The sequence below is a fragment of the Herpetosiphon sp. NSE202 genome, assembly GCF_042688385.1.
In the GTDB taxonomy this organism is placed as follows: Bacteria; Chloroflexota; Chloroflexia; order Chloroflexales; family Herpetosiphonaceae; genus Herpetosiphon.
Genome location: NZ_JBHUPY010000015.1, coordinates 88,656 through 109,070 on the forward strand (window position 1 = coordinate 88,656; position 20,415 = coordinate 109,070).

The window sequence follows — 20,415 nt, forward strand, 5'->3', positions numbered from 1 at the left end:
ATTTACTAGCAAAATAAACCCCACGCCAGTGTTGCAACCAGCGTGGAGCCATGCGACTTAGGCCACAATTACCACAAAATCAAGGGTAAATTGTTTTCGATACTATGTTGGGCTGCAGCGCGCAGTTCGTGCAACGCTTGGTGAGCAGCTTGGCCTTCAGCACTGCGCAAGTTGTGAACTTGGGCTTCGAGTTCGGCCAATTCGCGGGCCAAGGCTACCGATGAACCGAATGAGACAACGTCTTCGCTGCCTTCTTCGCCCCATTCTTCGTCGTCGCTTTCTTCGCCTTCGTAGCTCAACCAAATTGGCTCAGCAAAATCGACTGGCAAATAGTAGCCACCTTCGCCTTGATGATTGATCAAGTGTGGGTATTTGGTTTGGCTTTCGCCTTCCCAAATATTGGCCAACACTGGGTCAACTTCATCATCTTCTTGGGTCGCTGGCAAGTTTTCCAAGTCGCTGCCTTTTTCTGAGTGAGCAGCTAAGCGGCGCAAATTGTAGAGATCGGCAAATGTCGCAATGCCGCCGTTGTACACTTCTGCTCCTGGCATTGAAAGCAGGTCAACCTCAACGCCTTCTTCGCGCAACAGGTCTTGAACATCTTCAACCCAAGCTTTTTCTTCTTCAAACATCGCTCGATCATCTTCTGGGCTGACGGTGATCATCGAGCCTACTACTAAATCTAGCTCATGAGTTGGCGTACCATCGGACATGAGAGAAACTCCTTGTTATGTGCAAACACGCTCCTAAGGCGAACTTAGGAGCGTGTCCATTATACCATGCTCGTTGTTAGTTATGCCCGAACAACCAAAGTATCGGCAACTTTATCGTGTAAGGCTTGCTTTTGGGGGTCCCACAATGGCCAGAGGTAGTCTAGCAGCACCGCAATGCTAAACGCCAAGTTAATCAAGCTGAAAATGCCGAAGGTTGTAAGGCTATCCCCAAAGGTTACAATACCAAGTAAGAGGCTTACAGCCGACGAGGCAAAGGTGATTGCCAAGCGTTTGGCGGCGGCGACAAAATCCATTGCTTGGTTGTTGCGCCGAATCACTCGAATATTTAACACTTTCTTGCCAATCGTTTGGCCAGTTGTGCCATGGAAATAGATGAAGTAGCCATAAGTGATTACCAAGTTAAGCAAGGTTCCAATAATCAACATCGCAACGCTGCTAGCGGTGCGGTTTCCAGTGAGGTTGAAGCTAGCCGCAACACCGCCACCAGTGATCACGCTCACCAGAACCGAGGGAATCAACAAGACCAAGACATCTAAGATATAGGCCCCTAAGCGTGCACCCCAACCAGCGTACATGCCAGCAGCATTTGGCACGGCATAGCCACCTTGCACAAATGGTTGTTGGCCATAGGGTTGTTGCCCGTATGGTTGTTGACCATATGGCTGCTGTGGTTGGCCATAGGGCTGTTGGCCGTATGGTTGTTGCGGTTGTTGGCCATAGGGTTGTTGAGGCTGTTGGCCATAGGGTTGTTGTGGTTGTTGGCCATAGGGTTGCTGTGGCTGTTGGCCGTATGGATTGTTGGGATCTTGTGGTTGGTATGGATTACTCATAAGGGCGTTCCTTTCAACACAATCAACGAATACCTACTTCAACCCATCTTCTCTAGCGGCGACGGCGTTCGCGTTTCTCATCGCCATCACCAACAACAGCGGTCAAAACAATACTGATCAACGAAATAACAATTGAGCCAATGAGCGCTGTGCCAAAATCTTCAACATAGAATTGTAAGCCCAAATCTTGGGCAATTGCCGATGTTAACAACAGCATTCCTGCATTGATCACAAAGATAAACAAGCCAAGCGTCAAAAGTACGAGCGGACATGATAAAAGTTTCAGGATCGGGCGCACTAAAGCATTAATCAAGCCAAAAATTAAACTAACCGCCAATAAGGTCTTAATATCAATACTGAGCGGTTGATTAATTGAACTAACGCCGCCACTAATTCCAGGCACAATATAAACAGTGATGCCAATTGCCACTGCATTAATTAACCAACGAATGATTAAACTCATTCCAGCAACCTTCCTATGCCAAACCAAATCCAGCAGCTTTGATTATCGCACGCTGGCTTAGCCAAATGCAACCCTTGATTTACGCCAACTTGCGCCTATGGATCGGCCAACGGGTTACTAATTACAATCGTATTGGCGTAGGTTTGATAAGGTGCCATTTGCAGGCCCACATGGGCTGAAACAGCAATTTGTGCTTGGCGCGGATCATTGGTGTTGAGCCGAACAACGCCAAGTGCTGGATGCTGCAACCATGCCATTGCGCCAAAACCTTTGAGCTGAACCTGCATAATCGCCTGTTGATTGGGCGCAATCGTCAAACTGCTTGGCTGCACACTTAGCCATTGCGCACTCGTTGGCTGATTGCGTAAGTGCCAATTTTGGGTCGTCAGATATTCATGGCTTTGATGACAACCGATGGCCTGCGCCAAACTCGTCGTGCTATGCGTGCCAATTCCCCACTTGCTGGGCACTGAATCCATTGATGCATAACGATACTCCACCAACCCACTGCGCTTAATAATGATTTGAAAGCTATAGGTTGGAGCCGGCGTAACACTATTCTCATCTTGCCAAAGTGGCACGTTTTCAAAGCTGGCCACAAAGGTGTCAGGATCGAGGTTGCCAGCCCGAATAATCCCACCCTTCGAAGGGTCAAGATCAGTCCAGAAGGCAGCAAAGGTGGCATTCGGCAGATTGTTGGCCGGAAAACAGTTAGAACTGGGCGCTGAAAACCCAGTCTGATTCAACGAAACCCAGCCGTTTGAGCTAAGGTAGAGTTTGTTGGCTAACCTCCCAAATAAAGGTGCATGAAAGCCCAAATCCAATGCATCGGTATAAATTTGGTCGTCCTTGAGTTTTAGCTCAGCCAAGCCGCTCGTAGCGTATAACGCAACGCTTGGCGCTGGCGTAATTTGCCAATCTTGATTAGGAATCTGGGGCTGAATCGTCAAGGGTTGTGTGCCAAGATTGCTAAGGGTGATCGGAATTGTGCGTTGCTCGGCAAAGTTGAGGGTTGTGCTAATAACTGGAATTTCAGCTTGCACATGGGGAATATCAGGGGTCATTGTCACAAGTTTGGTGGTTTGCAGCGCCAGATCAACGCTGGCGCTGTTTGGATGGTAGCCATTGGCTTGGGCGTTGAGTTGATGGTTATCAATTGTTAGCGTCATCGTGTAACGCCCAGACTGATCAGTGTAAACTGAAGGGCCATTGCCAACGCTGACCCGCCCATAAACCCCGCGCCCATGCCAAAAATCGACTAGCTGGCCAGTAAATTGGCTGGTGTTGGGCGCTGCTTGGACCACTAACTCTAGCTCAATAGTTGATGTGCTTGCACCTGCGACAATCAGCACATTGGCCCGATAGGTTCCTGCCACGCTCACTTGGCGGCTATCTAAGGTAATTGGAATTGTTATTTGGGCGTTGGCGGGAACCACCAATTGCTCTGGAAGATTGAGCCATGCCACATCAACCCGCGCAGCGCTGACCGCAGCATAGGCATCGACGCTGCCCCAACCATAGACATTATTCGGGCGAGCTGTGGCCGAATCGCCACATTGAGCTGAATAGCGTGGCACGGTCGTATCAGTTAATAAGGCCTGGGTTGCAGCTAAATTGCCAATGTATTGCGGGTTGGCCGACCAAATCAGGGCCGCAATGCCACTGACATGTGGCGCGGCCATCGATGTTCCATTCATGAATGCAGTTGAGCCATCGGGCCATGCCGAAGGCACCCGCACGCCAGGCCCGCTCAAATCGGGATTGGTACGGCCATCACTGGTTGGGCCGCGTGAAGAGAAATCGGCGATTAGGTTATTGCTATCGACAGCTCCGACGCTAAATACATTGGGATTATTGCCTGGGGTTGCGCTGGTGCGACAGCCATCACTACCCAAATTGCCGGCAGCAAAGACGCTCATAATTCCAGCTGCATCCCATGCGCTGATGTAGCCACTGTACCAAGTGCTCTCACCGGAGCCGCCCCATGAATTGTTAATGATATGGGGCCGCAAATCTGGGCGCGGATCGCAAGCAATCTGCTGATTACGTTCGCAACCAACCCTAGTTGGAGCCAGCATCCATTGGGCGCTACGCATCAACGCTGCTTCGTTGCATGCCCACGAATCACATGCTCTGGCGGCAATCCAGCGGGCAGCTGGTGCAACCCCCAAGGCCATGCCTTGACGATCATTGGTCCCTGCCAACGTGCCCATGGTATGCGTGCCATGGCCAGCAGGATCAGTCGGCAAACGATATTGATACGTTGGATCAAACCAATTGTAATCGTTGCTCAAACCATTGGCCGACCAGCCGCGATAATTTTTGAGCAAGGCGGTATGGCTGACGGTTACGCCGGTATCAATATTGGCAACCACAATCCCTTGGCCGCGCACACCCCAATCGCCCCAAACTTGCGGCGCATTGACTGCTGTTAGACCCCACGCGAAATTCTCTGGAGCGGTCGCTGGGGTTGCGGTTAAATGGGGATTATTCCATGTTTGATTGGCTGCAATGCTAGCAATCACAGGTTGCTGAGCCAAATCCAAGGCCAATTGCTGATCGCCTTCAATAATCAAGCTATTGACAATCCACAGCGATTGAACCGTTACGCCTTGGCTGCGTAGCTTATCAATTAATGGTGCTTGGGTCTGTTGAGCATGCTCAGTTAGTGTTTTGTAGACATAATCGCCACGTTCAGCCCAATCGCTGATGGCGCTAGCTTGGCTGAGATCTGCTTGATCGGCCAAAAACACGAGCATTGTTTGCGGTTGATTGGCGGCTTTGCGCCAGTTGCTCAGTAAATTAGGGTCGATTTTCTGCGCAAAGCTGGGGACATGCACCCGCAACGCCGGGTTTGGCTGGCGTTGCGAGTGACTGGCGGGCCACGCCTCATAGAGCTTAATTGTGCGTTGCGGCTGACCACGATTATCGAAGTTTAGCCCACTGTTGGTTACGCTGGCAATCGGCACAATAAATTGAACAGGTTGGGTTGTTTGGGCACTGACCGAGGGCAAAAGACTGAAAATGAGCAGGCCAATTGATAAAACTTGCCACATAGCACCACCTCACAGTTACAGCATAGCCATGATTAAACCATGAATTAAGCGATGCAGCTAGTTTGCCAATAGGCCTATTTTTCGGCGGCCAGCCACCCCCAAATTGAGCATGGCTGGGTCAATTTTAGAGGTTACCTGCCAAAACGGTGGTTCCTGGAACGGTTTGTGCTCCGCCAGCAACTTCAATTGTGACCATTACTTGTTGAAAATCGTTAACCTGGCTATCGGCAGTGATGACCAATTGCGCATGGCCATTGGTGCTGACCGAAAATTGATCACTGGGAATTGGCTCTTGCCCAGCTCGGGCCAACCAAAACTGATAAACCTGACCTTCAGGCAACGGTTGCAGCCCATCGACCACTAAGACGGCAGTTTGATTGCCTGGTTGCATATACATTGTGCCAACTGCTGTCGGCGATTGTTCAGTGCCAGCCAATTGGCGCGAGGTGGTAGTTTGGGCGACGACAAATGAAACCGCTTGTTCTGCTTTGGCAATCCGTTCATCTGCTTGTACCCGCCGAATCCGCGCGTCGGCAACTTCGCGTTCAAGCCCAGCAACATCGGAGCGTAATTGATTATTTTCGCTGCGCAGGCCAATATTCCAGCCACCCAAGGCGACCAAAAGCGCCAAGGTGAGCGCCCATGCCAGCGAAAGCTTTCGGGCTGTTGGACGAGTGATTGGGCTGGTTTGCTTGCTGGCCCGCGCACGAGCCAACAACTGTTGCTTAACCAGCGGGGTTGGTTGCACTTTCGGCGCAGCCAAGGCCAACTGATGAACAGTCCGTTGCAACTGCTGAATTTTTGTGCGCAGCAGTGGATTATTCGCGATTTGAATTTCGACCGATTGTTGCTCGTCGGCACTCAAAATGCCAAGCGCATACCCAATCAAGAGTTCTTCTAATTGTGTATCCATTATTCGTTCCACTGATGTGTACCCAAAAGATCGCGCAGTTTCAATAGGCCAAGCCGGACACGGGTTTTAATCGTGCCTAATGGATTGCCTAGTTTATCGGCAATTTCGCGCTGGGTCAGCCCACTGAAATAGGCCAACTCCAAGGCCTCGCGTTGTTCGGCGGAAAGCGCCTGCATAGCTGAACGCACGACTGAGCGTTGTTCGCCAAGCCAAACGACTTCTTCAATATCAGCATCGTCGGCAATCGACTCAAGCAATGGTCGCTCTGGATCTTCGTAGGCAGCTTGAGGCCGCGCTGCTCGTCGCCGCAGTTCGTCAATGCTCAGGTTGCGGGCGATTCCAAAGAGCCATGGGGCACAATTGCCACGGCTATTATCAAAGGTACTCGCTCGTTGCCAAACCCGCCAAAAAGCCTCTTGGGTAATTTCCTCGGCGATCTCGCGTTGACGCACGATTTTGAGGGCAATCCCCATTACGGTAGCAGCGTAGCGGTCGTAGAGCTGCGATAATGCTTGCTCATCGCCTTGGGCAATCCGTCGAATCAGCACGTTATCGCCCAATGGATCACCTGGCATTGGGCGTTGATTATCGTTAACAGGCACTACGTCCGATGAGTCTGAACGGATGGTTGAAGCAGCCCACCACAAGCCAAAACGATTGAGCATTTGGGCAAACCATGGTGGCTTGGAGCTAGCTTTAACCGTGCCTAAACGAATGTTTGGTCGTGCAAATACCATCAGTACCTCAATGTGAGTGATGAGTACACACAGCATTAAACACGAAAATCTGGAATTGGTACTCAGCAGCATTTGGTTTCATCGTGAATCATTGTATCATACTCATTAATCAGTCCATGAGGCGATTTTCGGCTCCCCTTGTGGCTTGAAACTCGGTGTTATAATTTTTAGCATAAGCCGCATAGCTGTGGAGTATCCTATGGCCGCGAATGAAGCTAGTCCGGTGCCAAGCCCCGAAGATTCATATCAGCGTTTGCGAACCGAGTATGAACGGTTGCAGTTGCTCTATAGCCTCGCTCAACAGTTTGCGACGATGTTAAGTTTGCCGAATGTTTTGCAGCATGTGCTTTCGGCCACCACTCGCTTTACCAACGCGGTGCGTGGCAGCATCTTTTTATATGGCGAGCACGACGAAGTGCAAATGCATTTGCTCTCCGAGCGTTTTCAACAAGCGCGCTTAACCCCTTTTACCAACCGTATTCTGCGCGAAGGCTTGGCGAGTTGGGTATTGAAACACCGCCAAAGCGCCTTAATTGCCGATACCAACCTCGACGAACGCTGGATCGATTATCCTAGCGATACCTTGGATGTGCGTTCGGTGCTTTGCGTGCCACTGTTGCGCGGGCGACGGGTGCGCGGCGTGCTGACCTTGGTGCATCCCGAAATTGGCTTTTTTACCATGGATGATGAGGCGCTGCTGAATGTGATTGCGCAACATGCAGCCATGGCGATTGAAAATGCCCAGCTCATTGCTGATATTAATGATGAGCGCCGCAAATTCGAGGGAGCCTTCACCGCCATGGAAGAAGGCTTGATTTTGGTCGATGGCGATGGCCGCATCCACTTTGTCAATCCCCAAGCGCTGGCTTTTTTCGCAGTTACGCCGCCAGTTCCCGAACATCTCAAAGATCTTTCGCCGCTTGTGTTGGCACTTTTTAAGCAAGCACAACAAACCGGCGATAGTGTGCGCGATGAGATTGTGCTTGAGCAAAATCCAACCACCGATCTGGGCATCCATATTGCCTATATTCCAATTTTCAGCGAGCAAGAAGATTGGTGGACGATTGTACTCCACGATATTACGCGGCTGAAGGAATATGATCGGCTTAAAACCCAGTTTGTCGCCAATGCTTCGCATGAATTGCGCACGCCGTTGGCCAACATTAAGCTCTATGCCCGCTTGGCCCAGCAAGTTAAGGCTAAAACCAAATTGCCCCAATATCTCGAAACTATAGCAAGCGAGGCTGGGCGCTTGGAGGCCATCGTCGAAGATTTGCTGACGCTGACCCGCTTGGATAGTGGCTTGATGCACAGCAATCCTGAGTGGGTGGATATTATCGAGTTGTTGCGTAATTTGGCTCAAACCTATCGCCCATTGGCCGAAGCGCGCGAACAACGCTTGATTTTTCAAGAATGCACCAGCAATTTGCCTGCGCTATGGCTCGCGCCTGATCAATTTATGCGGGTGGTCGTCAACTTGCTGAGCAATGCGCTCAAATTTACACCCGATGGTGGCACTGTCACCCTCTCAGTTGATCGCCAGATTCAAGCTGGGCAGGCGGGCACAATTATTACGGTCGCTGATACGGGGCCGGGCATCGCAGCCGAACATCAACAACGCTTATTTGAACGTTTTTATCGCGGTAGTAACCCAACCGAGAGTGGGAGCGGCTTAGGTTTAGCCATTGTTCGCGAGTTGCTGGCCCTGATGGGTGGCACCATTTCGGTCGCCAGCACAGTTGGTCAAGGTTCGCAATTCACCTGTTGGTTGCCCTTAGAACAACATAGCCATACCGCATGAATACTCACTTAATCGTAATTCTGTTCGTAAACTCTCACCCCTACAGTGGATATGCATTGTCTGTTTTTTACCTGTTTTCGCATCTGTTCTGAAGAAGGAGTACCCCATGCGGATCCTGATTGTTGATGATCATCCAGTGTTTCGTGAAGGGGTACGTGCCCTGCTCGAAACCCACGATGAGATGGAAGTTGTTGGCGTGCTTGGGCATGGGCGCGACGCTGCGGTAGTGGCGAAAGATCAATTTGTTGATGTAGCGCTACTCGATGTTAGCTTGCCTGATATGCCTGGCTATGAAGTGTGTCGCACAATTGTTGAAGCATCGCCACGCACGCGAGTTTTGATGCTGACCGCCAACGATACCAATGATGTGATTCGCCAATCGTTGGCCGCTGGGGCTGCTGGCTATGTGCTCAAAACCGAAGATCCTTCGCGCTTGATTAGCCATATTAGTGCGGTTGCCCAAGGCGAAACTGTTTTGGCTGGCCCGATTGCCCAAAAAGTTGTGCGTCAACTGTTGGAAGGCCCACAGCCAACCGTCTCGACCAAAACCAACGATGCCTTGAACGCCCTAACCGAGCGCGAACGCCAAGTCTTTTTCTTGGCCGCCGAAGGCCGCCGCAACAGCGATATTGCCCAGCAATTAATTCTCAGCGAAGAAACAATCAAAACCCATCTACGCAATATTTATAGCAAATTAGGGTTGGGGAATAAAGCTGAATTGCGCTTATTTGCGGTGCAAGCTCGGCTCGCGCCACCGCAAGTCTAAACTAAAAGTCCCACAATCGAGGGATATAACAGGGCTTGGACGTGGAGATCAGTTCATGCTAAGATGAAAATCATTGCAATTGCTAACCCTTGTGGTTTGAGTAGACACTTATGAATGAGCACGCTCCACAACGATTTGTCCGTGATCCGGCGATTGTTACCCGTAGCATTGGGAGTGAAACGGTGTTGGTTCCTGTACGACCAAACACCGCCGCCCTCAATGCTATTTTTGCGCTTAACGAAACCGCCGCGCTGGTTTGGCAGGCTTTGGCAACGCCCCAAAGTCTGGCCGAATTGATCGAGCATGTGTGTGCCGAATACGATGTTGAACCGCGCGCCGCCCAAGACGATCTGATTCCGTTGTTGGAATCGATGCTTGAGGCCGCCGTTATTCAGGAGGTTGCCTAAGCATGGAATTATGTGCAGAAACCAACGATGCGGCGTTCAATGTCCGATTATCTGCCTTGGGGCGCGTGCCAGTTTCGATGTCGTTTGAGTTGACCGAGCGCTGTAACTTAAATTGCCAACATTGCTATATCAACTTGCCAGTCAATCATCAAGCTGCCCGCCAACGCGAGCTTTCAACCGAGGAATGCAAACGCCTGCTCGATGAGATGGCGGCGGCTGGCACGCTGTGGCTGCTGCTCACTGGTGGCGAAATTATGGTGCGCCGCGATTTTGAAGAGTTATATCTTTATGCTCGCAACCTTGGCTTTGTAATTTCGATTTACACCAATGCCACCATGGTTACCCGCCAACGGGCCGAATTTTTGAGCAACTACAAGCCACATTTGGTCGAAGTGACGCTCTATGGCGCAACCGCCGAAACCTACGAAACCGTGACTCGTGTGCCTGGCTCGTTTGCCAAATGTATGCAAGGCTTGGCGCTGCTGGCCGAATATGAGCTTGATGTGGTGCTCAAAACCGTGTTGCTCAATATTAATTCACACGAATTTTTGGCCATGAAAGCTGTGGCTGAGCACTATGGCTGGGATTTTCGCTACGATGGCATGATTCACCCACGCCTAAACGGCGATCGCTTTCCCACCACATTACGGCTTAGTCCAGAAGAATTAATCGCCATCGAAAAACTTGATCCGCAGCGGGTTGAGGAATGGCAAGATTATTGCAACGGCTTTTTGGGCTACCAAATGAAGGGCGGCGAAAAAACCTTCACCTGTGGCGCTGCCAATAAATCGGGCCATGTCGATGCCTATGGCATGGTCAGCCCGTGTATGATTACCCGCACGCGCGCTGTCGATTGGCGGGCAACCAATTTTATGGATGTGTGGGATGGCTATTTGGCTGAAGTACGCGAAACCCGCAACACCGAAGCCACTGCCTGCCACTCCTGCGAAATGTCACTGGTCTGTACCAATTGTCCAGGTTGGTCGACCTTAGAGCGTAACAGCTTGGAAAATCGCCCAATCGATTGGGTGTGTGATAGTACGAAGGCGCGGGTTTCAGCGTTTGCTGAAAATGCCGACCGTTGGATCAATAATGCAATTTGTCTAGAGGTTCGCTAACCGCGCACCGGAGGATGTCTCATGGCACAACAATCATCGACCAAGCCAGAACGCAAGCCCCGCAAAGCCTATGTCAAACCAACGATCGAAACGGTTGGCTTGCGGATTAAAGAAGATGTGTTGGCGGTGTGCCGCACGACCAGCAGCGCCACCTCGGGCGCAAACTGTAAAATTACGCCCTGTTTTAGTTAAGCGTTCTTTTTTGCGATGGTAATGCTTTCCATTGGCGGTTGTCGAATCGCGCTTGATCTGCCAGCGTGGCCAGCCATGGTCGACCAGCAATTTCAAATCAATGCTTCAACCGCCGATCTTCAGATTCACATCTGTGCTGCCGCTGACCGCTACCCGCTTGGTCAGCGGCTTTTTCAGGCCGATCAGGTTTGGTCGCTCTGGCAGCACGAGCATATTCGCAGTATCGTCGGCCACCCGCCAACTCATGCCGAGCCATTGTGGGTGCTGCAACAAACCGCCGCTGATACGTGGTTGCTCAGCCATGATCCAAGTATTAGCGCCGCCGAAGTGTTGTTTGATTATCCAGGCTTGCAGTTGATCTTAATTGAATGGCTGAGTGCGCATCAAGGTAGTTTGTTGCATGCCTGTGGCGTGGTCGATACAGGCCAAGGCTTGCTGTTGGTTGGCCCGCCAGGCGTGGGCAAATCAACCTCAGCGCGCTTATGGCATAGTGCGGGAGCCAGCATTTTGAGTGATGATCGGGTGATTGTGCGTTGGCATGTCGACCAGCTTTGGGCCTATGGCACGCCATGGTATAGCAGCGCTGGTTTGATCGCGGCCCAAGCCGCCCCAGTGCGGGCAATTTGCTACCCCAGCCATGGCCAAACCAACCACGCCACTCGTTTGAGCAGCGCCCAAGCCTTGCGCTATTGGCTGCCCGAGCAATTTCTGCCCTTGTGGAATCCAATTGCCCTTGACCAAGCCTTGGAGCTTGCCGATTATGCTACCAGCAAAGTGGACCAATGGCACTTGGCGTTTGTGCCCGATTCTGAGGTAATTAGCTATGTGCGCCAACTCCTTGGCTGAACGGGTGCTCAGCGCCGCCGAGGGCTACGACTTGGCCCAGTTGGTTGTGCAGGCAGGTGGCAGCCTACAGCTCCAAGTGGCGGGCCGCAGTATGCAGCCAATCCTGCCCGACCAAACTTTGGTGACGATTGCTGATTTGCCAGCAACTATCGGCTTGGGCAGCGTGGTTTTGGTTGATGTTGGGCAACGCGTGGTTATGCATCGGGTGCTTTGGCGCAAACAACAGCGCTATCTGATTGCTGGCGATGCGTGCCCCTATTTCGATGGCTGGATCGAGCGCTCGACAATTGTGGCCCAAGCTGTTGCTTGGCAAACGCCAACCCAGCATTTGAAGCTCAATCGGCTTGGGCGTTGCGCTCAATGGCTTCTGGCGTGGCTGCGCCATGCGCGGCGTTGGTTGATCAAACCGAACTATCTGAGGTAATTATGCTCCAGCGTTGGTTAATTGGCTGTTTAGTGATGTCGATGTTGTTGATTCGTCAGCCAGTGGTGGCCCAGATTGCTCCCGCTCCGCTGACGCTCCAACGCCATGGCCAGCATTTGCAGATTAATCTTCAATTGCCAAAACCAAACTTGCACGCCAATGCGATTAAGTTGGCTGGCTGGCAGAATGATGCCAGCGCCGACCAACCAGCCTTGCCGCGTTCAGCCCACTGGTTGGTTGTGCCAACTGGCTATCGCTTGCAGCTCAGATCGGTTGTCGCCAACGATCTGCAATCCTATCGCCAGCAACTGCAACTTAATCCGACCAGTGGTTGGCAGGTTGACCCATTGCAGCCAAGCAAGGCCATCGCGACCAGCAGCCCAAGCACTGCGGTCAAACAAGCGCAGTATCCAGCGGCGTGGGCCAGCCTTGGTCAAGCTGTCCAAGTGCGCGAGCAACAACTCGTACCCTTGACGATTTTTGGCGCGCAATGGCAACCAGCCAAGCAGCAACTGCTTGTGCCAAGCTCAATTGATATTAGCCTCGAATTTGTGGCTGATTCCACGCAGCGCAAGCTGCGGCCTGATCCATTGTGGAATGAATTGCTGCGCCAACAAGTGCTTAACCCCAGCGATCTTACAGAACCTAGCTTAAAAACCCAACTGGCGAGCAGCGTGCCTTTGACCACTGGCTTGCGGGTGCGTTTTGCCAAACCTGGCATTAGCGAAATTCGCTGGAGCGATTTGCAGGCGGCAGGTGTGCCAAGCCAATGGATCAATCAAGCAGCCAATTTGCAGCTTTGGCAGGGTCGCCAGCAACTGCCACGGTTGCTTACCGCCACTGGCATGGTGTTTTATCTCCCGCCCTACAATCGCGATCAAAGCCATGAAGGCAGCGTGATTGTGCGCTGGAATTCGCAACAAGCAGGTACTGTGTTGATCAGCGAATCAGTTAATTCGGCTAGCCCAAGCCTCAATTACTACAACGAAATCCTGCGTTTGGAAGAACAAAAACTCTATTTGAGTGCCTTTCCTGCGAGCGGCACAAACCGTTGGTGGTGGCAATATTGGTATAGCCCGGGCGCTGGCCAAACTGCCCAACCATTGCAGATCAATTGGAATCTTGATAGTGCGACCCGTTTTTATCAGCCAGCCCGTTTGCGCTTGCGCTTGCATGGTGGCAAGCTTGGTAATCAGCATCAGGCCGAAATTCGGCTGAATAATCGTTTGCTGACCACCGTCACCATGACCGGTTTTCAATTGCTTGAGCCAACGATTAACGTGCCAAGCGGCTGGCTCAGCCCAACCAACCAATTGACGATTGTACCAATTGGCAACGAGCGCGAAACCAGCTTTCTCGATTGGGTTGAGCTTGATTATCAGCGCCAATTGCAGGCGGTTGCTGGCGAATTGCAGTGGTCAAGCACCCAGCCAAACCAAACGATCAGCAACATTAGCAGTGAAAATCCCTTGCTATTTGATGTGCAAACGCCCTTTGCGCCGCGCCGTTTGATTGGCTGGAATTTGCAGCAAGGCCAATTGAGCTGGCAAACAACAGGCAATCGGCGCTATCTGGTGCAAAGCCAACGCCAAACGCCTTTGAGCAGCACATGGTTCAGCCAGCCCGATCTGAGTGCGGTCAGCCAACAAGCAGATTATTTGGTGATTAGCTACAATCCTGCTAGTTCCAATAGTTGGAGCAACGCCCTGCAACCGTTGCTGGCTCAACGAGCGAGCCAAGGCTTCAAGCCATTGTTAATCGATGTGCAACAGATTTACGATCAATTTGGCGATGGGCGGGTTGATCAGCAAGCGATTGCCGATTTTATCAAATATGCCTATGCCAATTGGCAGGCTCCAGCGCCGAGTTTCGTGCTGTTGGTTGGCGATGGCACTGCCGATCCGCACGATTATGCCGATAGCATTGGCCATTCGATTACCAATTTTATTCCGCCCTATTTGGCTGATGTTGACCCGTGGTTGCGCGAAACTGCCGCCGACAATCGCTATGTAACGGTGGCTGGCAGCGATAATTTGCCTGATTTGTTTTTGGGGCGCATTCCCGCGCGTTCGCTGAGCGATGTTGAGAATGTAGTTAACAAAATTTTGAGCTACGAAGCCACGCCAAGCGATGCACCCTGGCTGAATAATCTGTTATTTATCGCCGATGATCCTGATCAATCAGGCGATTTTCCATGGCTTTCGAATGAAGTTGTGGAGATTTTGCCGGCGACGATTGATCAGCAATTACTCTATTACACGCCAAATAGCAATCTCACCCAATTTCGGGCTGAGATTGTCAACGCGATCAATAGTGGCCAATTTTTGGTCAATTATGTTGGCCATGCTGGGATTGATGTTTGGGCTGAGCCAGCGATTTTTAATCCTCAATCGGTGGCAAATTTGAATAACACAGCCTTACCATTGGTACTTTCGTTGAGTTGCTATGCAGGCCATTATCAACAAAACGATCTCGAATCGTTGGCTGAGATGCAGCTTTTGAAGCAGCAGCGGGGTGCGGTTGGCATGTGGGCGGCCAGCGGTTTAGGCATCGCTCATGGCCACGATTACCTTGATCGGGGCTTTGTGAATGCTATTATCAACGATGGTTGGCGTTTGATTGGGCCGGCGACGATTCAAGGCAAGCTTGATTTAGCAGCGGCGAATATCTCGCCTGATTTGCTTGATACCTTTACCTTTTTTGGCGATCCGGCGCTGCGAGTGCCGTTGCCAACGATCAATACGTGGCAACCAAGCGCCGATTATTTTGAAGTATTGCAATATTCGCAGGCCAATCGGCTCACGCCCTTGGCGAATGATCATGCCAGTTTTAGCCAAATTGTTAGCTTTGAACAGCCGCAACATGGCCGTGCATGGCTCGATGCTGATCAACAAAGCATTCGCTATACGCCTGATCCCGTTTATAATGGGCTTGATTCATTCAGCTACCAAGTGCGTAATTTGAGCCTAAACCAAAGCTTGACGACAACGGTTACAATAAGCGTGACCGCGATTGCGCCGCAGCTCTATCTACCATTGACCGTCGCAGCGCCTTAAGAATTTGCTTGACAATAACGGGCTAAACGATCGCTTTAGCGTGATTTGTAGCCTTTTAGTCCTATTGCGCAATTGTAAAGAGAGCTATATAATTTGCGCCATTCTAGGGATGATTGAAGCATATAGAGTACGAGTTTGTAGTGGTACAACCGCCAACCATCGATTCGACACACGACGATTTGGGCTTGCTTCAAGAATTGCTGGCAGCACCACCACCAGTGCGTTCGTCATTGCATCGACCTGCCCAACTTCGTTCGCTCAAAGAAGAGCGTAAGACTGCACTTCAAGGGTACCGTTTCCGTGGGGTGCTTGATGCTATTTTAGTGCGCTCAGAACGCTTGTTAATCATTGGGGTGATCGTTTTCTTTGGTTATTGGGTGGTCAATATCTATGGCCGCGATTGGTGGTATGCGCGCAGCAATCCAGCTGCTCCGGCCCCAGTCTGGGAAGCACTTGCACCTGGAGCCAGTGCCGCCGAGCTTGATCAGGTTCTGGGGCAACAACTCCCAGTGATTGCGCCAGCGATTAGTGCTGCGGCCCCAGATTATCTTGAGCCTGCGCAGGCGTTTATTTTACAACCTGCAACGCCAACCCCAACGCCTGATCCCATGAGTCTTGTGCCAAAACGGATTATCGTGCCAACAATGCAACTCGATAGTCCGATCCACGAAGTCTTTTTGCGTGATGGAATTTGGGAAGTTGCCGATTATGCGGTAGGCTATCATCATGGCACCGCCTTACCGGGCAAGGGCAACACTGTTTTTGCGGGCCATGCGGGCATTCGGGGCAGTGTTTTTGGTCGACTGAATGAACTTCAGTTGGGCCACGATATTTACGTTGAAACAGCTGATACTCGTTATCACTATCAAGTCCAAACCATTCAACAAGTTTGGCCAAACCAAGTCGAAGTGATGTATCCAACCGAGCAAGCAATGATCACGATGATCACGTGTACTGCTTGGGACACCCAACGGTTGGTTGTCAAAGCTCGGCTGATTGATCAGGCAGCGCTCTCCTCTTAATTGCGGAGGCAATAGATCGAGGGGTTTCGCATGAAATCTTTTTTTCGTCGGCAACGCCCGACATCCCTCCGCGAACGAGGTAAAGGTAAAGTTCGCTGGACAATCTGGGAGTTAACAGCGCTGGTTGTTAGCATCATTATGATGGCAACGCCATTATTAGCCGCGATTAGCAGTGCTCTTTTTCCATTTAATGCTCAGGCTCAAACCACGCCTCGGCCAACGTCGCAGCCTACGCCGCTAACCCCACTGCCAGCAACGGCTACCCAGACCTATCCGGTGCCAACTGAAACGCCGTTGGTAACACCTTGTCCAACCGCAGAACCAACCAACACGCCAACCGAGACCGCAACGACCTATCCGACACCTGGCACGCCAGGCACTCCAACGGATACGCCAAGCGTGACTGATACGCCAACGTCGACGAGCGTGATTTCGCCAACGGATACGCCAAGTGTGACCGACACGCCTGGTTTGCCAACAGATACGCCAAGTGTGACCGACACGCCTGAGTTGCCAACCTCAACCAGCGTGGTTACGCCAACGATCACGACGGTGGTTAGCCCAACTGCAACCAATGTGGTTAGCCCCACGGCAATTCGAGGCGGTATGGGTGGGAGCACCCGTTTGCACCGACCTTTGGGGCAAACGCCAGATCCATGTGTAACGCCAACGTCAATTATTATTCCAACTGATACTATTCCGCCAGAACTGACCCCAACTGGTACAATTACTGGTGTCGTTACGCTTACCCCAGAAACACCGATTGCAACTGTTCCAACCGATATTACAACTGCAACCGCAACCGAAACAACCTTGCCTTCATCTGAACCAATTGCCGTGGCTAAGAGTAGTTCACGGGCACTCGTTCAGCCTGGAGAGACGTTTAGTTATATCATCACGGTAAGTTTCCAAGATAATGGTGATGGCCAAACGTCGCGCTCAGTTACGATTAGCGACCAATTGCCAAGCCAAGTAACCTTTATCGCTGTCCAAGCGCTTGGCTCAGCAACCTGTGTTGGCGGCGCGACGGTCAACTGTAATGGTACCGTGACCGCTGGTAATCCAATTGTGGTTACCATCCAAGTACAAGTTAATGCCAGTGTTGCGCCTGGCACCAATATCGTCAATACGGCAAGCGCTTCAGCTGCTAACCGTACGTTGCAAGCAAGCGACACCGTGATCGTACCGGATACCTTGCCAACGACCACCATTGGGACTGCTGGCCCAAGCTTTACCCCAATTGTGATTACGACTACGCCAAATACACCAATTATCGTGACTAACACGCCAGGCAATGGCACGCCAGTCACGCCGATTGTCAATACGCCAGTAACACCGATTGTTAACACGCCAGTTACGCCGATTGTTAACACACCAGTTACACCGATTGTCAATACGCCAGGTACGCCAATCGTCAACACACCAGTTACACCGATTGTCAACACGAGCGTGCCGGTTACGACCCGACCAAACAATACGCCGCGGCCAAACAATACGCCACGGCCAAACCAACCAACCAATACCCCACAGCCAAATCAGCCAAGCAATACCCCACGGCCTGATATTACTTCAGTGCCAGCAACCAACGTGCCAGTTGCTACGGTTGTTCCTCCAAGCAACCCAACCGCAACGCCACGGCCAGGCGCACCAATAACTTCGGCTACGCCACGGCCTGGTGGCGGTAGTAACCCAACCGCAACGCCACGGCCAGGCGCACCAGTGGCTTCAGCCACCAATGCACCTGCTGGCAGCCAACCAACCAATGCACCTGCGCCAGCAACCGCAACCCCAACCAATCCTGCTGGCTTCGTCACTGATCCAATCGTGACTGGCTTGCAGTTCCAGAAGAAGAGCGATTGGGGCAGCCGCTTCGCAGGCGAAAGCTTGGTCTACACAATTACGATCATCAGCCCAACCAATTCGTTGAATGCTGGGACGATGCGTGATGTGGTTGTGGTTGATCAATTGCCAAGCAACTTGGAAACCAATGGCCCAATCAAGGTCAGCGACCAAAATGCCCGCGTTGAGCAACAAGGCAACCAAATTACGGTTCGCGTAGGGGTCTTGCCAGCTGGCCAAACCTTGACGATTATGATTCCAGTCAAGATCAAAGATGGTGTGGCAGCGCAAACCCGCATTGTGAACCAAGCCCAGTTGAACTTCACTGGTTTGGCTCAGCCAATCTACTCGAACATTTCGAGCGTCTTGGTGGTTGGGGCAGCGCCAGCAGGTAGCACCACAACCGTGCCAAATGCGACCGCGGGCACCGGCGGAGCGGCAACCGCTAATCCAGCAACTGTCACGCCAAATACTGGCGTTGGTAGTGGCCAAGGCAATAGCGATGGTGGCACAGTAACCGATGTTGGCACGAGCAATCCTGCTACCAACATGGGCATTCCAGCCACCGGCTTTGTGCTCTTTGCAATGACGATGTTAGTTCACATTGTGCGGGTTCGCCGCGAAATGACCCGGATCTAACTCGCAGCCTCTGAAGCTAGCAAAAACCCCGCTCACACGAGCGGGGTTTTTGTTTTTCGTTATTTGATGAGAACTTTGCGATCGTGTTCAAATTGCCAATCGCTGAGGGCTTCTAGCTCAACTTCGAGCCGTGGATGCAAGGGATCGATGCGTTTGACCAGATGAATATCAACAACCCGATTATCGTTAATCCCAAGGCTGGTGCAGATACTATCTTGGGTAATTTTGAGGCCGCCATCAAGGTCGCGGCGCAGCGGCGTTTCAAAATAAAAATCGAGGAACAAGGCCAAATAGCCTTTTTGGGCGAGGGCTAAAAACTGCTCGGAGATGGTATCACGTTGCTGGAGCATGGCCAAATGGCGTTTGACCTGGCGTTTAAAGGTTTGGGCTTCGCGGCTCAAGACGCGGCGATTACCAACCGTCACATATTGGCTATTGATTGATGGTGGTAATGGCAAACTAAATTGAACAACCACATGCCCCTCCAGACAGCGCCAGTCGCAACTAATTGGTTTAGTATAGCACAGGCTTGCCAAACATTTGTGTTATTTTATTAAGATTAACCTGATGAACCGAGAAAATCTTTGACTTATGACGAAGATTATGCTATAGTTGGCGAGCCAACACCCTAACGCTGATGAGGTCGCGTTTAGGGCTTTGTTGTGTTTTGATGTCCTTTTTTGGAAGGAGCCTCCTATCAGAGACAAGCTACGAATCAATAATCGGATTCGCGTGCGCGAAGTGCGTCTGATCGACGAAAACGGGGAACAAGTTGGGATCATCACGACTCGTGATGCGCTCGACATGGCCCATGACCGCGATCTCGACTTGGTTGAGGTTGCCCCGAATGCTAGCCCGCCGGTTTGCCGCCTCATGGATTACGGCAAGTACCGCTACGAGCAAACCAAGAAAGAACGCGAAGCCCGCAAGAATCAAAAACAGGTCGAACTGAAAGAGATTCGCATGCAGCCGCGCACCGACACCCATGACTTGCAGGTAAAGGTGAACAATGCTCGCCGTTTCCTCGAAGAAGGGCACAAAGTGAAGTTCTCGGTACGTTTCCGTGGGCGCGAAATCACTCACCCTGAAATTGGCCGCGATATGCTTGAGCAAATTGCTGAAGATTTACGTGATCATGGGGTGCTTGAGCAAAAACCCACGCTCGAAGGTCGGGCCTATTCGTTGATCATGGCCCCATCACCAAGCAAAACGCAACAACCTGCGAAACGTAGCGACAAACCGGCTCCACCATCACCATCATTAGGAGATATTGATTTCGATGCCGAAGATGAAGACCAACAAGCAGGCTAAACGCCGCTTCAAAATCACTGGCACCGGTAAAATTATGCGTACCAAGGGTGGCAAAAGCCACTTCCGCCGCCGCAAATCAACCCGGGTCAAGCAGGCTCTCGATAAGATGTTCCCAGTGAGCCCATCAGACGTGAAACGTCTACAACGCTCATTGCCTTACGGCCTGAAATAGTTCGTTCGTCGGAAAAGGAGTGCTGGTTCGCAGCGGGATCAGGGTTACAAGCTTGCAATGCTCCTGTACCGTCTCGCCAGCACGTTGTC

At 51.5% G+C, this 20,415-nt stretch carries 19 protein-coding genes; 12 read left to right on the forward strand and 7 right to left on the reverse strand.

The window, feature by feature from the left end; genetic code table 11:
• Positions 1-68: 68 nt before the first annotated feature.
• From ACFMKP_RS18380 to ACFMKP_RS18405, 6 genes are all read right to left on the reverse strand, one after another.
• Positions 69-713, reverse strand: coding sequence for a hypothetical protein (locus ACFMKP_RS18380; RefSeq protein ID WP_382293892.1), 645 nt, complete (start codon positions 711-713; stop codon positions 69-71).
• 80 nt (positions 714-793) lie between these two features.
• Positions 794-1,564, reverse strand: coding sequence for an RDD family protein (locus tag ACFMKP_RS18385; RefSeq protein ID WP_382293894.1), 771 nt, complete (start codon positions 1,562-1,564; stop codon positions 794-796).
• A gap of 52 nt (positions 1,565-1,616) precedes the next feature.
• Positions 1,617-2,027, reverse strand: a complete 411-nt coding sequence (locus tag ACFMKP_RS18390) for a phage holin family protein (RefSeq protein ID WP_204753540.1) — start codon at positions 2,025-2,027, stop codon at positions 1,617-1,619.
• Between the two features lie 95 nt (positions 2,028-2,122).
• Positions 2,123-5,083: a S8 family serine peptidase gene (locus tag ACFMKP_RS18395; RefSeq protein ID WP_382293896.1), complete on the reverse strand. Its 2,961-nt coding sequence runs from the start codon at positions 5,081-5,083 to the stop codon at positions 2,123-2,125.
• A gap of 124 nt (positions 5,084-5,207) precedes the next feature.
• A complete protein-coding gene (locus ACFMKP_RS18400) occupies positions 5,208-5,996 on the reverse strand; it encodes an anti-sigma factor domain-containing protein (RefSeq protein WP_382293898.1) in 789 nt (262 codons plus the stop codon).
• Positions 5,996-6,733, reverse strand: a complete 738-nt coding sequence (locus ACFMKP_RS18405; protein WP_382293900.1) for an RNA polymerase sigma factor — start codon at positions 6,731-6,733, stop codon at positions 5,996-5,998. The genes ACFMKP_RS18400 and ACFMKP_RS18405 overlap by 1 nt, the downstream gene beginning before the upstream one ends.
• A gap of 199 nt (positions 6,734-6,932) precedes the next feature.
• Here ACFMKP_RS18405 and ACFMKP_RS18410 point away from each other — a divergent pair, with 199 nt between their 5' ends.
• From ACFMKP_RS18410 to ACFMKP_RS18455, 10 genes are all read left to right on the forward strand, one after another.
• On the forward strand, positions 6,933-8,534 hold the full coding sequence (locus ACFMKP_RS18410) for an ATP-binding protein (protein ID WP_204753537.1): 1,602 nt from the start codon (positions 6,933-6,935) through the stop codon (positions 8,532-8,534).
• A 106-nt stretch (positions 8,535-8,640) separates the two neighbouring features.
• On the forward strand, positions 8,641-9,300 hold the full coding sequence (locus ACFMKP_RS18415; protein ID WP_054535709.1) for a response regulator transcription factor: 660 nt from the start codon (positions 8,641-8,643) through the stop codon (positions 9,298-9,300).
• Positions 9,301-9,410: 110 nt separating this feature from the next.
• On the forward strand, positions 9,411-9,707 hold the full coding sequence (locus ACFMKP_RS18420; protein WP_110513817.1) for a PqqD family protein: 297 nt from the start codon (positions 9,411-9,413) through the stop codon (positions 9,705-9,707).
• A 2-nt stretch (positions 9,708-9,709) separates the two neighbouring features.
• The gene (locus ACFMKP_RS18425) at positions 9,710-10,825 is read left to right on the forward strand and encodes a radical SAM protein (RefSeq protein WP_204753536.1); all 1,116 of its coding nucleotides are present in this window, start codon (positions 9,710-9,712) and stop codon (positions 10,823-10,825) included.
• Between the two features lie 21 nt (positions 10,826-10,846).
• The gene (locus ACFMKP_RS18430; RefSeq protein WP_160319522.1) at positions 10,847-11,017 is read left to right on the forward strand and encodes a hypothetical protein; all 171 of its coding nucleotides are present in this window, start codon (positions 10,847-10,849) and stop codon (positions 11,015-11,017) included.
• A 15-nt stretch (positions 11,018-11,032) separates the two neighbouring features.
• The gene (locus tag ACFMKP_RS18435; protein ID WP_382293904.1) at positions 11,033-11,863 is read left to right on the forward strand and encodes a hypothetical protein; all 831 of its coding nucleotides are present in this window, start codon (positions 11,033-11,035) and stop codon (positions 11,861-11,863) included.
• Positions 11,841-12,287 carry a hypothetical protein gene (locus ACFMKP_RS18440; RefSeq protein WP_382293906.1) on the forward strand — a complete coding sequence of 149 codons (447 nt, stop codon included), beginning with the start codon at positions 11,841-11,843 and terminating at the stop codon, positions 12,285-12,287. Before ACFMKP_RS18435 ends, ACFMKP_RS18440 begins: the two co-directional genes overlap by 23 nt.
• Positions 12,236-15,343, forward strand: coding sequence for a C25 family cysteine peptidase (locus ACFMKP_RS18445; protein WP_382293908.1), 3,108 nt, complete (start codon positions 12,236-12,238; stop codon positions 15,341-15,343). Before ACFMKP_RS18440 ends, ACFMKP_RS18445 begins: the two co-directional genes overlap by 52 nt.
• A gap of 140 nt (positions 15,344-15,483) precedes the next feature.
• On the forward strand, positions 15,484-16,365 hold the full coding sequence (locus ACFMKP_RS18450; protein WP_382293910.1) for a sortase: 882 nt from the start codon (positions 15,484-15,486) through the stop codon (positions 16,363-16,365).
• Positions 16,366-16,395: 30 nt separating this feature from the next.
• The gene (locus ACFMKP_RS18455) at positions 16,396-18,843 is read left to right on the forward strand and encodes a hypothetical protein (RefSeq protein WP_382293912.1); all 2,448 of its coding nucleotides are present in this window, start codon (positions 16,396-16,398) and stop codon (positions 18,841-18,843) included.
• A gap of 59 nt (positions 18,844-18,902) precedes the next feature.
• Here the strand turns inward: ACFMKP_RS18455 and ACFMKP_RS18460 are convergent, their stop codons facing one another.
• Positions 18,903-19,319: a RusA family crossover junction endodeoxyribonuclease gene (locus ACFMKP_RS18460; RefSeq protein WP_382293914.1), complete on the reverse strand. Its 417-nt coding sequence runs from the start codon at positions 19,317-19,319 to the stop codon at positions 18,903-18,905.
• Between the two features lie 256 nt (positions 19,320-19,575).
• Between ACFMKP_RS18460 and infC the strand changes: the two genes are divergently transcribed.
• Both infC and rpmI read left to right on the forward strand, forming a co-directional pair.
• On the forward strand, positions 19,576-20,154 hold the full coding sequence (gene infC / locus ACFMKP_RS18465; RefSeq protein ID WP_382293916.1) for a translation initiation factor IF-3: 579 nt from the start codon (positions 19,576-19,578) through the stop codon (positions 20,152-20,154).
• Positions 20,123-20,326 carry a 50S ribosomal protein L35 gene (gene rpmI, locus ACFMKP_RS18470; RefSeq protein WP_054535718.1) on the forward strand — a complete coding sequence of 68 codons (204 nt, stop codon included), beginning with the start codon at positions 20,123-20,125 and terminating at the stop codon, positions 20,324-20,326. The genes infC and rpmI overlap by 32 nt, the downstream gene beginning before the upstream one ends.
• Positions 20,327-20,415: the final 89 nt, after the last annotated feature.

What these genes read in the sequence shown, in the direction of transcription:
- ACFMKP_RS18380 (WP_382293892.1), bottom strand. Translation starts at nt 713, where the DNA reads ATGTCCGATGGTACGCCAACTCATGAGCTAGATTTAGTAGTAGGCTCG.
- ACFMKP_RS18385 (WP_382293894.1), bottom strand. Translation starts at nt 1,564, where the DNA reads ATGAGTAATCCATACCAACCACAAGATCCCAACAATCCATACGGCCAA.
- ACFMKP_RS18390 (WP_204753540.1), bottom strand. Translation starts at nt 2,027, where the DNA reads ATGAGTTTAATCATTCGTTGGTTAATTAATGCAGTGGCAATTGGCATC.
- ACFMKP_RS18395 (WP_382293896.1), bottom strand. Translation starts at nt 5,083, where the DNA reads ATGTGGCAAGTTTTATCAATTGGCCTGCTCATTTTCAGTCTTTTGCCC.
- ACFMKP_RS18400 (WP_382293898.1), bottom strand. Translation starts at nt 5,996, where the DNA reads ATGGATACACAATTAGAAGAACTCTTGATTGGGTATGCGCTTGGCATT.
- ACFMKP_RS18405 (WP_382293900.1), bottom strand. Translation starts at nt 6,733, where the DNA reads ATGGTATTTGCACGACCAAACATTCGTTTAGGCACGGTTAAAGCTAGC.
- ACFMKP_RS18410 (WP_204753537.1), top strand. Translation starts at nt 6,933, where the DNA reads ATGGCCGCGAATGAAGCTAGTCCGGTGCCAAGCCCCGAAGATTCATAT.
- ACFMKP_RS18415 (WP_054535709.1), top strand. Translation starts at nt 8,641, where the DNA reads ATGCGGATCCTGATTGTTGATGATCATCCAGTGTTTCGTGAAGGGGTA.
- ACFMKP_RS18420 (WP_110513817.1), top strand. Translation starts at nt 9,411, where the DNA reads ATGAATGAGCACGCTCCACAACGATTTGTCCGTGATCCGGCGATTGTT.
- ACFMKP_RS18425 (WP_204753536.1), top strand. Translation starts at nt 9,710, where the DNA reads ATGGAATTATGTGCAGAAACCAACGATGCGGCGTTCAATGTCCGATTA.
- ACFMKP_RS18430 (WP_160319522.1), top strand. Translation starts at nt 10,847, where the DNA reads ATGGCACAACAATCATCGACCAAGCCAGAACGCAAGCCCCGCAAAGCC.
- ACFMKP_RS18435 (WP_382293904.1), top strand. Translation starts at nt 11,033, where the DNA reads ATGGTAATGCTTTCCATTGGCGGTTGTCGAATCGCGCTTGATCTGCCA.
- ACFMKP_RS18440 (WP_382293906.1), top strand. Translation starts at nt 11,841, where the DNA reads ATGTGCGCCAACTCCTTGGCTGAACGGGTGCTCAGCGCCGCCGAGGGC.
- ACFMKP_RS18455 (WP_382293912.1), top strand. Translation starts at nt 16,396, where the DNA reads ATGAAATCTTTTTTTCGTCGGCAACGCCCGACATCCCTCCGCGAACGA.
- rpmI (WP_054535718.1), top strand. Translation starts at nt 20,123, where the DNA reads ATGCCGAAGATGAAGACCAACAAGCAGGCTAAACGCCGCTTCAAAATC.